Annotated in this window: 11 protein-coding genes and 1 pseudogene; 5 read left to right on the forward strand and 7 right to left on the reverse strand. The window is 66.6% G+C overall.

Annotated features, from left to right (window positions below; translation table 11 throughout):
- Positions 1-264 (reverse strand): annotated as a pseudogene (locus WBV89_RS00970) (hypothetical protein); the annotation flags it as partial.
- Positions 265-346: 82 nt separating this feature from the next.
- Complete coding sequence (locus tag WBV89_RS00975) at positions 347-697, reverse strand: HNH endonuclease (RefSeq protein ID WP_423979469.1); 351 nt, start codon at positions 695-697, stop codon at positions 347-349.
- A 135-nt stretch (positions 698-832) separates the two neighbouring features.
- Between WBV89_RS00975 and gluQRS the strand changes: the two genes are divergently transcribed.
- From gluQRS to WBV89_RS00990, 3 genes are all read left to right on the forward strand, one after another.
- Complete coding sequence (gene gluQRS, locus WBV89_RS00980; RefSeq protein ID WP_423979470.1) at positions 833-1,828, forward strand: tRNA glutamyl-Q(34) synthetase GluQRS; 996 nt, start codon at positions 833-835, stop codon at positions 1,826-1,828.
- A gap of 63 nt (positions 1,829-1,891) precedes the next feature.
- Positions 1,892-2,815, forward strand: a complete 924-nt coding sequence (locus tag WBV89_RS00985) for a L,D-transpeptidase family protein (protein WP_423979471.1) — start codon at positions 1,892-1,894, stop codon at positions 2,813-2,815.
- Between the two features lie 226 nt (positions 2,816-3,041).
- The gene (locus WBV89_RS00990; RefSeq protein ID WP_423979472.1) at positions 3,042-5,987 is read left to right on the forward strand and encodes a glycoside hydrolase family 2 TIM barrel-domain containing protein; all 2,946 of its coding nucleotides are present in this window, start codon (positions 3,042-3,044) and stop codon (positions 5,985-5,987) included.
- Between the two features lie 48 nt (positions 5,988-6,035).
- On the opposite strand, the gene WBV89_RS00995 is transcribed toward WBV89_RS00990, so the two are convergent.
- From WBV89_RS00995 to WBV89_RS01005, 3 genes are read right to left on the reverse strand one after another with little or no spacing between them, the layout of a single operon-like run.
- Positions 6,036-6,578: a DUF2510 domain-containing protein gene (locus WBV89_RS00995; RefSeq protein ID WP_423979473.1), complete on the reverse strand. Its 543-nt coding sequence runs from the start codon at positions 6,576-6,578 to the stop codon at positions 6,036-6,038.
- Positions 6,578-7,618: an SPFH domain-containing protein gene (locus WBV89_RS01000; protein WP_423979474.1), complete on the reverse strand. Its 1,041-nt coding sequence runs from the start codon at positions 7,616-7,618 to the stop codon at positions 6,578-6,580. Before WBV89_RS01000 ends, WBV89_RS00995 begins: the two co-directional genes overlap by 1 nt.
- Positions 7,615-8,196, reverse strand: coding sequence for an NfeD family protein (locus WBV89_RS01005; RefSeq protein ID WP_423979475.1), 582 nt, complete (start codon positions 8,194-8,196; stop codon positions 7,615-7,617). The genes WBV89_RS01000 and WBV89_RS01005 overlap by 4 nt, the downstream gene beginning before the upstream one ends.
- A gap of 40 nt (positions 8,197-8,236) precedes the next feature.
- Here WBV89_RS01005 and WBV89_RS01010 point away from each other — a divergent pair, with 40 nt between their 5' ends.
- On the forward strand, positions 8,237-9,790 hold the full coding sequence (locus tag WBV89_RS01010; RefSeq protein WP_423979477.1) for a trimethylamine methyltransferase family protein: 1,554 nt from the start codon (positions 8,237-8,239) through the stop codon (positions 9,788-9,790).
- A gap of 51 nt (positions 9,791-9,841) precedes the next feature.
- The gene (locus tag WBV89_RS01015) at positions 9,842-12,325 is read left to right on the forward strand and encodes a GcvT family protein (RefSeq protein ID WP_423979478.1); all 2,484 of its coding nucleotides are present in this window, start codon (positions 9,842-9,844) and stop codon (positions 12,323-12,325) included.
- A 35-nt stretch (positions 12,326-12,360) separates the two neighbouring features.
- Here WBV89_RS01015 and WBV89_RS01020 read toward each other — a convergent pair whose 3' ends face one another.
- Both WBV89_RS01020 and WBV89_RS01025 read right to left on the reverse strand, forming a co-directional pair.
- Positions 12,361-13,689: an NAD(P)/FAD-dependent oxidoreductase gene (locus WBV89_RS01020; RefSeq protein ID WP_423979479.1), complete on the reverse strand. Its 1,329-nt coding sequence runs from the start codon at positions 13,687-13,689 to the stop codon at positions 12,361-12,363.
- Between the two features lie 10 nt (positions 13,690-13,699).
- Positions 13,700-14,571, reverse strand: an 872-nt coding sequence (locus WBV89_RS01025; protein WP_423979480.1) for an SRPBCC family protein, incomplete at its 5' end; no start/stop codon positions are given.

A 14,571-nucleotide genomic window follows, 5' to 3' on the forward strand; every position in this document is an offset into this window, starting at 1 on the left:
GAGTTGACCTTCGGGATCGACCTGGTCATCGGCGTCGTCCGGATCGGCCTCCACATCCGACACGAGGGAGGCGATCGAGGCGGCACTCGACTCGTCGGAGTCCACGGATTCGTCGAGCACCGTGGCATCGGCGGGCTCGGGTTCGGACGGTGAGCTCGCATCGACGGTCCTGATCTGGGCGGTCACTTCCTCGAGCGATTCGCCACACTCGTGGCAGAACCGTTGACCGTCGCCGACCGCGACGTTGCACACATGGCACCGCATGACCCGAACCATACGAGACACGAGGCCCGGTCGCGAGACGCGCGAGCCGAGGCACCGTCACGCGAGTCCGGAACGCGACCCGTCAGCGCAGCGAGCCGCGCAGCCGTCGCAGCTGTCCGGCGATGTACGGACGCGCACGTCGCTGGCCTCCACGTTCGGCGATCTTCGCGACCAATGACGTCAGCACCCGGACGAGTCGTTCGCGATCCGGCTCCCATCCGAGCCCCTCGCATTCGTCGGCCCAGTCGGTCGGCGTGCGATGCCCACGACGGGAATTGCAGCGTCGACATGCTGCTACCTCGTTCTCCAGCCAACTCGGCCCGCCCTTGATGCGTGGAACCACGTGCTCGGTCGTCGCCTCGACCAGGCCGACGCCCACTTGCCGACCGCACCACACGCAGGTCGCGGGATCCCGTGCCAGGATCAACTCCATGCGCGACCGTCGACCCAGACGACTCCCCGAACCGGTCGGCGACGTCGTGCGCACCACCTTGCGCCCTCCCGTCCGTTTCCGGTCATGCGACGTCGGCGTGGGTCTGCCGTCCGGAGTCATGACGAGAATGCTCACATGAGCGGCCGCTTCGCGCCATCCCCGACCGGAAGTCTCCATCTCGGGAACTTGCGCACGGCTCTGCTCGCGTGGCTCGCAGCCCGTTCGACCGGTCTCGGCTTCATCGTGCGCATGGAGGATCTCGATCGCGTGCAGGCGGCGCCCGAGCACGAAGCGGCCCAACTCCGTGACCTCGCCGCGATCGGACTCGACTGGGACAGCGCGGTCGTCCGCCAGAGCGAGCGCTTCGACCTCTATCGCGATGCGCTCGCCGAGCTGCGATCGCGTGGTCTCGTCTACGAGTGCTTCTGCTCGCGACGCGAGGTCCGTGCCGAGATCGAGAACTCGCCGAACGCTCCCCACCTGCCGCCGGGTTCGTATCCGGGAACGTGTCGACACCTGACGTCGGCTCGACGGCAACGGTTTCTCGACGATGGTCGGAAGCCGGCGCTGCGCCTCCGCGCCGACGAATCGATGGGAACGACGGACCCACCGGAATCAGGCGCCACCGACCTGATCGGCTTCACGGACCTGGTCGCTGGCCGAACGGAGGGCGGTGTCGACGATGTCGTCCTGCAACGCAACGACGGTGTCCCCGCCTACAACCTCGCCGTGGTCGTCGACGACTCGCTCCAAGGCATCACCCAGGTTGTGCGCGGTGACGACCTGCTGACCTCGACCCCGCGCCAGATCCATCTCCAGCGACTCCTCGGACTTCCGACCCCGACCTACGCCCACGTCCCGCTCGTGATGGGCGACGATGGCGAACGGCTGTCGAAGCGCCATGGATCGGTCTCGCTCGAGGAACTGCGGTCGGCCGGAGCGACCGTCGAGGCGGTCGTGGGCGAACTCCTGGCCTCGAGTGCGGTCGAGATCGACGTGTCCCACGACCTCACCCGATCGCTTCGGGCGGCTGCAGCGAGCTTCGATGTGAGCACCGTCACACGCAGTCCTGTCGAATATCAACCTGATGTGGAGGCTGATGCGACGTTTTCGTTACGAAACACCGTCTGAACACGCGCTTTTCGGTCACAGAAGCCGGTGTCACGCAGGGTGGGAGCGATACCATTGCGCCTCATGGTCGTGGACGAACGCCGCAAGGCACTGATCGGATGTGGGATCGTCTTCGGATTCGCCGCGCTCGTCGGCTGCTCGTCGGCCATGGCCGGCGGTGCCGGCGGTGAAGGTGCGTCAGCCGCACCCGAGATGACCACGACCACGATGGTCGCTCCGTCCACGTTGGCTCCCACGACCACGGTCAAGGCGACCACGACGACGACCACCACGACGATCGCTCCGACGACGACCGCGGCTCCGACCACCACGATCCCCGACACGATCCAGCAGGTCGCGGCGCTCGACGTGCCGCTGCAGGCAATCGGCGGGAACAGTGGCGGCGAGGCGGCGCGGGTCCAGCAGCGTCTGCTCGACCTCGGATTCTGGGTGAACGGCGCCGACGGCGACTACGGCCTCACCACGAGCCAGGCCGTCATGGCGTTCCAGAAGTACATGGGTTTCGACGACCCGAGCGGTCGGGTCGACGAACAGACCGCACACGCGCTCACCGTCGAAACCGTCCGGCCGAACGCCCGAGCAAACTCCGGCACACTCGTCGAGATCGACAAGGGCAAGCAGCTGTTGTTCTTCGTGATCGACGGAAAGACCGAATGGGTGCTCAACGCCTCCACCGGCAACGGCGAGGAATACACCGAGGCCGACCAGAACACCCCGGGTGAGACGATCACCGGCGTGTCGCTGACACCGAGCGGACTGCACGAGGTCAACCGTCAGCGCGAGGAAGGCTGGTGGGAGGGCGACCTCGGTCGCATCTACCGACCCAAGTACTTCGTCGGCGGCGTCGCGGTGCACGGTTCGAGCAGCATCCCGAACTACCCGGCGTCGCACGGCTGCGTCCGCGTGAGCGTTCCGGCGATGGACTGGATCTGGGACTCGGGCATCATGCCGATCGATACCTCCGTCTGGGTCCACGACGGCGCTTGAGCCGGGCCAGATCGCCCGATCTCTGCGTCGCCCCTCACCGCTCGGTGCCCAGAGGCAACTCGGGTTCATGCTTCCTTGACCTCGGACGATCTGACTCCGGCTCAAGGAACCCGACTCGCGGCTGAGTGCTGGTGGGTCGGCTGCTGCCGTCACGTTTCCGGTGCGTCGCGATTCGAGTTCGAGTCGGGGTTGCTGGGCATTCCGACTGCTGTGTGAGGATTGGGTGATGTTGCCGGGGATCGGATTCGTGCGGCCGTGGAGCGATCCGGCGATCACGTCGATCGGACGGTTGCCGATCGCTCCGACGAGCACCGCCTACCGCAGCGTGGCCGAGGCCCGCGCCTCCGATCCGCTCGCGACCGCCGCCGGTCCGTGGCAGACGTCGCTCGACGGACGCTGGAAGTTCCGGCTGTTCGACCATCCGGACCACGTCGACGCCGCGGCCGTCACCGACGCACCGGATGGACTCGCATGGAAGGGGGTCGCCGTCCCCGGAAACTGGACGTTGCAGAACGTGGTGGACCAGCACGGCGTCGCCGACCTGCCGCAGTACACCAACGTGCAGATGCCCTTCGACGGCCCGCCGCCGACGCTGCCGGAACGGAACCCGACCGGTGTGTATCGCCGCTCGATGACCGTTCCGAAGAAGTGGAACGGTCGGCGCATCATTTTCAGCATCGGCGGCGCCGAGAGCGTCCACGCGCTGTACGTCAACGGCTCCTTCGCCGGATACGGCACCGACAGCCGGCTTGCGAGTGAGTACGACATCACCCAGCACGTCACCGTCGGACGCAACGACATCGCGATCGTCGTGTGTCGCTGGAGTGCACACAGCTATATCGAGGACCAGGACCAGTGGTGGATGGCCGGTCTCCACCGCGATGTCCACGTCGAGGCGCGCCCGGCAACCCGGGTCACGTCGGTCCGGTGCGACGCGTCGTACAACCACATCTCCGGTGGCGGCCACCTCGAGGTGCGCACCACGATCGGTGGATCGACACCTCCGTCCAAGGGCCACACCGTGCGCACCACCATCGAGAATCTGCGCGGAAAGCGGCTCGATTCCCCGACGACCGACACCGTTCCGCATCGATTCCTCGCGCCGATGGTCTTCACCGGTCATCACGTGGCCGCCGGCTTCGACCTCCCGAAGGTGCTGCCCTGGTCCGCAGAATCGCCGACCCGGTATCGGGTGCTCGTCGAACTGATCGACCCGGGCGGCGAGGTCGTCGAGGTCCACACGCAACTCGTCGGCTTCCGGTCGATCGAGATCCGCGAGCGTGAGTTCTGCGTCAACGGACAGGCGATCTGGTTCTTCGGGGTCAACCGGCACGATCACCATCCCGAGCGGGGCAAGGCGGTCACCGTCGACGACATGCGCGCCGATCTGCTCGCGATGCGTCGACACAACATCACCGCCGTCCGCACCTCGCACTATCCGAACGATCCCCGCCTGCTCCACCTCGCCGACGAGATCGGCCTGTACGTCGTGGACGAGGCGAACATCGAGAGCCACGCCTACAACACGAGCCTGTGCAACGACGCCGACTTCCGTCAGGCCTGGATCGAACGGGTGGCGCGGATGGTGACGCGTGATCGCAACCATCCGTCGATCGTCATGTGGTCGCTCGGCAACGAATCGGGCCACGGTGACAACCACGCCGCAGCGGCGGGTTGGGTCCGCGCGGCCGACGACTCACGACCGTTGCACTACGAAGGTGCCGTCTTCCACGACGGCTGGCTCGACGGCGGTCGCGGGTCGTCCGACGTCGTCTGCCCGATGTATCCGACGATCGACGACATCGTCGAGTACGGACGCGATCCCCGCGGCGACCGCCCGCTGATCATGTGCGAGTACTCCCACGCGATGGGGAACTCGAACGGATCGCTCGCCGACTACTGGGATGCGATCACCTCGACCCCCGGGCTCCAGGGTGGGTTCATCTGGGAGTGGAAGGATCACGGCCTCACGACCACGCTCCCGAACGGCACGCGCGGCTTCGCGTACGGCGGACAGTTCGGCGAGACGATCCACGACGGCAACTTCGTCGCGGACGGGATCATGTCGGCCGACCTGATCCCGCATCCGGCGATCGCCGAGGTCGCCTGGGTCTACCGACCGGTGACCACCGCCTCGGTCGGCCGCTCCAAACTCCGGATCACCAACCGCCGGAGTCACACGGCCGTGGACGACCTCGTCTCCACGTGGGAACTCACCGTCGCCGGGGTGGTCGTCGGGTCGGGGGAGATCGATGTCGAGGTCGCACCGCGCGAGTCGATCACCATCACGATGCCGTGCGCGGTCCCGGCCGAACCCGACACGCATCTGCGCGTCGACTGGCGGCAGCGATCAGCAACCGCGTGGGCGCCGGCCGGGCATCTCGTCGCGTGGGACCAGGTCGAACTCCGCGCTCCCAAACGGATCAAGGCCGGCGGATTGGCGGCGTCGGTCGGAGCGTTCGACGTGACGTCCATCGAGCCGAACGTGTCGATCTTCCGGGCTCCGACGGACAACGACGGATTCAAGTTGATGCCGGAGTTGACCGAACGGTTCGGGATCGGTGGTCGAGCCCTCGCGCACTGGCAGGCGACCGGGATCGACGTCGGTCCGGCCGATGGCATCGTCGATCACACCCATCGCGACGAGGTCGATGGGGACGGCGGCGTGGTGCATCGCCACACGGTCGTCGTGCCCGACGAACTGACCGACCTCGCCCGTGTGGGAGCGACGTTCGAGTTGCCGACCGGGTTCGACCGCGTCCGCTGGTTCGGCCGTGGTCCCGACGAGAACTATCCCGACCGCAAGCGCGGATCGCTCCTCGGGATCTGGGAGTCGGGGATCGACGCGCAGCCGTATCTCGTTCCCCAGGAGTACGGTCTGCGTACCGAATGTCGGTGGTTCGAGTTCATCTGCTCGGCGACCGGCGACGTCGTCCGGCTCGACGTCCTCGCCCCGATCGGCCTGCACATCTCGGCCACCCACCATCGCGACGCGGAGCTCTACGACGCCGCCCACGAAACGGACCTCACCCGGTCGAAGTGCCTTGTCGTCCACGTCGATGTGGCGCACCGCGGTCTCGGCACCGCCAGTTGCGGACCGGACGTGCTCGATCGCTACGAGATCCCCTCCGGCACACACACCTTCGCGTATCGCCTCAGCTCACCGGCCTGAACCGGCCTGCGTGTCGCGCGACGAAATGTTCGTCGCGCATCATGCCGGTCAGCGAACGAAGACGCGACCCGAACCCAGTTGACCGAGTGCACCGAGCGATTCGGGAGGATTGGTGACGTTGTCGATGCGGTCGCCGAGCCAGTCGAAGAAGCTCGCCTGCATCACGACCTGGAACACGAAGTAGGCGACCAACAGGACGAGAGCGATGATGATCGCGCGGCGGATCCACTTCGCGATCTGACTCGTGTAGCCCGAGATGAGCGGCGTCACGCTGCGCACGGCATTGGTCGCGCGCTGCGAGAACTGTTCGGCTGCCCGGTCGAGTTCCTCGCGGGCGACCGCGCGGACCTCGGAGATGATCTGCTCGCTGTTCTGACGGTCGTAACCAGCCGGCGTCGTCTGCATCGGCATCGGGTTGGCGGCCCGGGCGTTCTCGAAGAACTGGCGGTTCTCCTCGGCGGCGATCAACTCGGCCCCGCTCGGCGGAGCGCGCCGGATATCGGTCCAATCGAAGCCGTCCCACCATCGCAGACGGGAGCGGTGCTCGGGGTCGGGATACCACCCGGCCGCCGGGGCGTCGGCGTAGCGCATCAGCGATCCCGGTGGTCGTCCCGGTTCGGCTCGGGAAGTTCGACGCGATCATCGTCGGCAGGGATCGGGAGTTCGTCCTTCGGGCGAACCTCGTCCTCGGGATCTTCCGGACGGATCGTCTCGGCGAATGCGGCGACCGTGCCGAGCAGACCGGAGAACTCGACCGGGATCACGAGCTTCGTGGCGCGCCCGTCACCGATGCGCTCGAGTGCCGACAGGTACTCGACGGTGAGCACGTTGTTGTCGGTCTGCGCTTCCTTGATCCCGGTCAGTCGCGCCTTGGCCGCAAGCCCCTCGCCTTGGCCCATCAGTTCGAGGCGGAGCTTGTTCGCGACGGCGCGCAACTGGATGGCTTCGGAGTCGCCCTGTGCATCGAGGACGGCGGCTTCCTTGCGACCCTGTGCCGAGAGCACGGCGGCCTGCTGCTCGCCGTCGGCGCGTGCGATCGCGGCCTCCTGGTACCCCTTCGCCTCGGTGACCGTGGCGCGACGGTCGCGTTCGGCGCGCATCTGGGCGTGCATCGCGGACACGATGTCCGGCGGAGGATCGATGCGCTGGATCTCGACACGCACGACCCGGACGCCCCACTTGTCGGTCGCGTCGTCGAGGACCTCGCGCAGCTGCGTGTTGATCGTGTCGCGCGACGTGAGTGCACGGTCGAGTTCCATGTCGCCGATCAGGTTGCGGAGGTTGGTCTGCGCGAGCTTGGTGATCGCCGTGAAGAAGTCGGCGATGTTGTAGACGAGGCGTTGAGGATCGGTCGCCTCGTAGTACACGACGGCGTCGACCGAGACGACGACGTTGTCCGCCGTGATGACCTCCTGCGGAGGAACGTCGACCACCTGCTCGCGCATGTCGATCAGCTGCATCGTCTCGATGAACGGGAAGATCAGCCGCAGGCCCGGCTCCTCGGTGGCCTTGTATCGGCCGAGTCGTTCGACGAGTCCGCGCTGGTACGGGCGCACGATCTTGACCGCCGCGACGAGCACGGCGAGTCCGATCAGCGCGATGACGCCGACGACGATGGCAACTGGGGTCATGATTCCTCCGGTGTACGGGTGGGGGGCGAGAAGGGTGGGTTCGGCGGCGGGCCTGGCGCCGTCGGCGGAGCGGTGGGCGGTTCGACCGGAGGTTCGACAACCAGCGGCTCGACCACGACACGGGTTCCCTCCATCGCGATGATCCGGACCTTCGACCCCTTCCGCACGGTGTGCATCGGATCGGCCAACGCGCCCCACGGCTCGCCGACCACCATCACCCGGCCGTGTCGTTCGGTGTCGTTCGGATCGATGTCGGCGGTAACGATCGCAGTCATGCCGACCAGCCGATCGGCGCCGACGCCTTCGGGCATCGCGTTGTCGTTGACGAATGATCGGAGGTAACGCCAGGCCAGGTACCACAGCACCGCTCCGAGCACCACGAAGATCGACCACTGGACCTCGACCGAGGCGTCGTAGAAGCCGGCGATCGATGCAACGAACGCCGACACTGCAAACGGCAGGAGGACGAACGTTCCGGCGAGAGCGGTGAGTTCGACGAGCGCGAAGAGCGCGGCGACGACGAGCCAGATCCACGGCCACGCATCGAGGTCGATCCCGAGGTCGAGTACCGCTGCCATGAACCCACGGTAGTGCCACAGCGTGTCGGACGGGTCCCGCGTGTGGGACGACTACGTTCTGGTGGTGATCGAACGGCGTCGTCGAGGCAAGGGCCAGCGGCGGGTGCGCAACGTCCTCGCCGAGCAACCGCCATTCGCTCAGCCACGACGTCGGATGGCGCCGACCGAACTCGTGACGGGGGAGGAACTCGACGCGATCCACGATGCGTCGTTGCGTGTGCTCGCCGACATCGGCATCGACATCCTCCACGACGAGGCGCGTCGACTGCTCCGTGGAGCGGGTGCATCGGTCGAGGGGGACCGGGTTCGATTCGACCCGGAGATGGTCCTCGACGCCGTCGCCCACATCCCGAGTGAGTTCACGCTGCACGGTCGATCGCCCGAGCGGGACATCCGGATCGGAGGCGACTGGGTTGCGTACGCGGCGGTCGCGAGCGCACCGAACTACGTCGATCTCGACGGTGTCCACCGGACCGGCGACCGAGCGGGATATGGCGATCTCCTCCGACTCGGCCAACTGCTCAACTCGGTGCACACCTTCGCCGGCTATCCCGTCGAACCCGTCGACCTCCATCCGTCGATCCGCCACCTCGAGGCGGGATACGACGCGCACACGCTGACCGACAAGTCGTTCCACGTGTACTCGCTCGGGAAGCAGCGCAACCTCGACGGGATCGAGATGGTTCGTATCGCCCGCGGGATTGATGACGAGACGCTCGACCGGGAACCGAGCCTGACCTCGATCGTCAACGCATCGTCACCATTGCGCTACGACCACCCGATGCTCGAGGGGATCATCCAGATGTCGGCGCGCAACCAGCCGATCATCGTCACCCCGTTCACGCTCGCGGGAGCGATGGCTCCGATCACGTTGGCCGGGGCACTCGTTCAACAGAACGCCGAGGCACTGGCCGGCCTGGCGTTCACCCAGGTCGTCCGGCAGGGAGCCCCGGCGGTGTACGGCGGGTTCACGTCGAACGTCGACATGCGCTCGGGTTCACCGGCGTTCGGGACGCCCGAGTACGCGAAGGCCTGTGTCGTCGGGGGACAGCTCGCCCGCCGGTACGGGATTCCGTACCGGTCGTCGGCGGTCAGCGCATCGAACGCGGTCGACGCGCAGGCGGGCTACGAGACGATGTGGGCGCTATGGGGAGCGATCACGGGTGGAGCGAACTTCGTGATGCACGGTGCCGGGTGGATGGAGGGTGGGTTGCACGCGAGCATGGAGAAGATGGTCATCGACGCCGACCTCCTGAACATGGTGAGCACGTTCCTCGAACCGCTCGACATGAGCGAAGACGCTCTCGGTGTCGACGCGATCGCCCAGGTCGGTCCGGCCGGTCACTTCTTCGGTGAAGCGCACACGCAGCAGCGCTACGCAACCGAGTTCCACTCGCCGATGGTGAGCGACTGGCGGAACTGGGAGTCGTGGACCGACGCGGGCCAGCCCGATGCGCGGACCCGAGCGAACGGCGTCGCCCGCGAGCTGCTCGCGAACTACGAACAACCGCCGATCGACGACGCGATCGTGGCCGAGCTGAGAGAGTTCGTCGACCGACGGATCAGCGAAGGTGGAGTCGAAACCGACTACTGAAGCTGCACATTCGTGCCAGGCACCAATGTGCATTTTCGCGAGGGGAGAAGCATGAAGGATCGAGCACAGGTCGTGGTGATCGGTGGGGGTGTGGTCGGCGCGTCCGTGCTGTACCACCTGACGCTCGCCGGGTGGACCGACGTGATGATGGTCGAACGCCGCGAGCTGACCCACGGATCGACATGGCACTCAGCGGGTGGGATGCACACGCTCAACGGCGACCCGAACGTGGCGGCGTTGCAGCGCTACACCGTCGAGTTGTACGAGAAGATCCAGGCGGAGTCCGGACGCGACTGCGGCATCCACATGACGAGCGGGTTGCAGCTCGCCGACACACCCGAGCGGATGGACTACCTCCGCATGGCGCACGCCCGGGGTCGCTATCTCGGGATGGAGACCGAGCTGATCTCGGCCGAGGAAGCCCACGAGATGGTCCCGTTCCTCGACCCGTCTCACTTCGTCGGTGCGATGTGGGACCGTCACGAGGGCCACGTCGACCCGTCGGGTGTCACCCACGCGTACGCGGACTCGGCCAAGCAGCGCGGCGCGGAGGTCAACCGGTACGTGTGGGTCCACGACATCACTCGGGCCGCCGACGGCTCGTGGGATCTGCACGTCCACGACACCCGCACCGACGTCGATCTCGGCACGATCAATTGCGAGCACTTCGTCAACGCCGGCGGTCTGTGGGCACGCGAGGTGGGTCGGATGACCGGACTCGAGCTTCCGGTGCTCGCGATGGAGCACATGTACCTGATCACCGAGGAGGTGCCGCAACTCGCCGAGTGGCGAGCCCAGTCATCGATGCCCGGGTTCCACGTCGTCGACCTCGGCGGCGAGATCTACATGCGTGAGGAGGGCAACTCGCTGCTGCTCGGCACGTACGAACGCGGTGGCGTGCCGTGGTCACCACACACGACCGACTGGAACTTCGGAGCGCAACTCCTCACGCCGGATCTCGAACGCATCGCGGCGAACCTCGATGTCGGGTTCCAGCACTTCCCGATCTTCCAGGAGATCGGGATCAAGGACACCATCAACGGCCCGTTCACCTTCGCACCCGATGGCAACCCGCTGATCGGCCCGGTCAAGAACCAGCCCGGCCACTGGCTGGCCTGCGGCGTGATGGCCGGGCTCAGTCAGGGCGGCGGGGTCGGGCTGAGCATGGCCAACTGGATGACCGAGGGCGACCCGGGTTTCGACGTGTGGGGGATGGACAACGCCCGCTTCGGCGACTGGGCGACGCCTCGATACACCAACGCGAGGGTGCGTGAGAACTACGGCCGCCGGTTCAGGATCACGTTCCCGAACGAGCAGTTGCCCGCAGCTCGTGGGCACATCACCTCCCCGATCCACGATCGGCTGGTCGGACACAATGCCGTGTTCGGTGCGTCGTACGGGCTCGAGGTCCCGCTCTGGTTCCAGCGGCCCGAGGAGGAGCCGGTCGAGAATGTCACGTTCCGCCGATCGAACGCGTTCGACGTCGTCGCCGAGGAGGTCGCCGCCGTCCGCGACGGCGTCGGGATGTTCGAGACGACCGGCTACGCGAAGTACGAGGTGACCGGACCCGGAGCGCGATCGTGGCTCGACCATCTCCTCGCGAACAACATCCCGGTTGCGGGTCGACTCGCGCTCTCACCGATGCTGAACCGCAACGGCAGGATCATCGGCGACTTCACCGTCGGCGCGCTCGTCGACGGGGTCGGCGTCGAACGGTTCATGATCTTCGGATCCGGGCCTGCCCAGCACTACCACGAGCGTTGGTTCCGACAGGAACTCCCGACCGACGGATCGGTGCACGTCCGCGTATGCGGCCCCGAGCTGACCGGGCTGTCGATCGCCGGACCGGAATCGCGTGCCGTGCTCGACCAACTGACCGACTTCGACGCGTCGAACGACGGATTCGCGTTCCTCGATTTCCGTGATACCTACGTCGGGAACGTGCGAGCGCTGGTCGGCAGGGTCTCGTTCACCGGTGATCTCGGCTACGAGATCTGGTGCGCGGCGGGGTACCAGCAGCAACTCTTCGACGTCCTGATGGAGGTGGGTGCAGACAGTGGGATCCGGCTGTACGGGGGGAGAGCACTCGACTCGATGCGCCTCGACAAGCTGTGGGGTTCGTGGGCGACCGAGTACCGACCGATCTACGACCCCTACGAGGCGAACATGGGTTGGATGGTGAAGCTCGACAAGGAGTTCATCGGCCGTGACGCGGCGACGGCGTTGAAGCAGGTCGGCCCTCCCCGGAAACTCGTGGCGTTCTCGATGGACGCCGGCACGGGCGACAGCGCGGCGGACTGCATCGGCAACGAACCGATCTGGCTGACGGGTCCCGGCAGCACGGAGGTGGTCGGCTGGGTCACGTCCGGCGGCTACGCACACCACAGCGGGCTGTCGATCGCCCTCGGGTACGTGCCGATCGAACACGCGACGCGCGGTGGACCCTGGGAGATCGAGGTGGTCGGAATCACCCGCCCGGCGGAGTTGCTCACCGAAGCACCCTTCGATCCCCACGGCACCCGCATGCGCAGCTGAGCGTTACGTAACGGGTCAGACCCGTTACGTAACGATCAGCCGTGGACGGTCATCGACGAGTCCTGGTTGATCTCGCGGTTGCGGCTGAAGGTGGCGAGGTCGAGGTTGAGTCCGGTGTAGCGGGCCATCACCTGGAGCGGGTCGGCGTCGTGGTCGTGGCCGGCCTCGACCGCCTCGATCAGCTCGGCCATCATGTGGCCCGCGACTCCGGCGTTCTTGAACTGGTTGCCGCTGGTGCCGATCGCGTCGTAGAACCCGTCGAGGTCGGTGCGGTCGTAGATCGGGATCCAGTCGTCGCTCTTGTCGTAGCGATCGACCACGCCCTTCTTCTCGTGCGGCAGCGGCACACCGAGCGTCGGCATCCGCTTGTTGATCCGCATCGTGTTCGTCTCCCAGCCGTCGGCCGTCAGTTCCCCGAGGTCGTCGTCGGGACCCGCCGGAATCTTCGGGTCACATGCCGGATCGGTGGTTCCGAGCAGGATGTTGTTGTTCGGTTGCGGTCGGAAGTAGATCCCGCTGTCATCGTCCGCGATCGCGAATCCGTCCGCGGTGAAGTCCATGTCGGTCGGTCCCGGGACGTGGTACGTCTCGTGGCGAATCGACTGGGTCTTGATGTTCATCCCGTCGTACACACCCGCCATTCGGTTGATGTGTGCACTGTGCGGACCGCCGACGTTCACCACGACGGGGGCGCTCACGGTGGTTCCGTCCGCGAGTTCCACGCCGGTGGCGCGCCCATCGGCCTGGGGGATGCCGATCACCTCGGTACGAAACCGGAACTCTGCACCCTTGGCCTCGGCCGCGCGTTGCAGGTTGTGTGCGGCCAACTGGGGATCGTCGACGTACCCCGCGTCCGGCGAGAACAGCGCGCCGACCATCTCGCCGTGCGCGTCATTCCAGAACGAGTCGTCGGTCGACCGCGCGGGAGGTCCGTACAGGTGGAGATCGAAGGTCGGCAGGCGGGCCGCGAGCGTGTCGTGGTCCCAGTACTCGTAGGGCACGCCGAGGCGATCCCAGATCGGCATGACCCGGTTGTGGTGTCCCTCGTCGCCCTGGATGAGCAGCGCCATGCCGCACTGGATCAGTCGTGCGTGCCCGTTCTCGTCGTCGGCGTCGAGATACTCGGGCCAGTTCTTCCAGTAGTGCATCCCGTCCCACGCGGCGGCGACTCCGGTGTCGGTCGAGTAGCTGAACCTGATGACCGCGCTCGACGCGCTCGTGCTCCCGTACCCCGCGCCCGGACCCTTGTCGACGCTGAGCGTCCGCTGGCCACGATGCGCCAACTCGTAGGCGACCGCACCGCCGATCACGCCGGCGCCGATGATGATTGCGTCGTAGCCCGTGTCGCTGTCGGTGTCGCTCATGCGGTCGCGATCATGACAGATCGAGATCGACGCGTGGCGGGGTGGGGTTGACCCCGGAGCCCCACCGATCCTCGGGGTTGCACGGATCGTCGCCGGTCGGTACGGCGAGCGCGCCGAGATGATCGGCCGTCATGCAGTCGGCGAGCATGTTGTGGAACCGGTGCAGTGGTTCTTCGAATCTCGGGGCGAGCGGACCGGGCGGAACCGCACCGTGGACCAGGCCACGTTGACCGCGCTCGACGATCCCGATGTCCTCGGAGTTGACGTCGACCCAGAACTGCCGTGTGGGCGCGATCGCCTCCTCGGTCACCGCGCCGGTCGCGGCGGGCAGCAGCATCGTGCAGGTCTCACGCGTGACACCAGGCCCGACCGGTTCGAGACGCATCAACCACACGTGGTTCGGAAGCACCGACAGGATCACGTTCGGGAAAATGGCCACGAACCGTCCGCTCGTCGCATCGGATGGATCGAGCCCAGGTGCCTCGGGCAGGGCGAGCCAGTCGTCGCGCTCGTCACCGGACACCGGCGTGGTCGTCTGACCGCAGTACATGCCGGGGCCCTGGTAGCGGTAGTGGTCGGGAACGCGCGACACCTTCGCGAGCTCCGGATGGATCCAGGTCAAGTGGTAGTACTCCTGGAAGTTCTCGGTGATGAGTTTCCAGTTCGCTGCGATGTCGACGCTCTGGTGGTTTCGACTGACCCACGAGTCGAGGTCGTAGCCCGCCATGCGTGTCGGGAGGTCACCGAGCCAGAGCTCGAGTGACGGTGTCTCGTCGGAGAGGCAGGCGAACAACAGCAGACCCCACGTGTCGACGCGGACCTCCAGCAGACCGAAGTCCGCTCGATCGAAGTCGTTCCGGGGCACGTCCTCGAAGAACGGGG

Origin of the sequence: Ilumatobacter sp., assembly GCF_049588435.1 — a bacterium.
Taxonomy (GTDB): domain Bacteria; phylum Actinomycetota; class Acidimicrobiia; order Acidimicrobiales; family Ilumatobacteraceae; genus Ilumatobacter_A.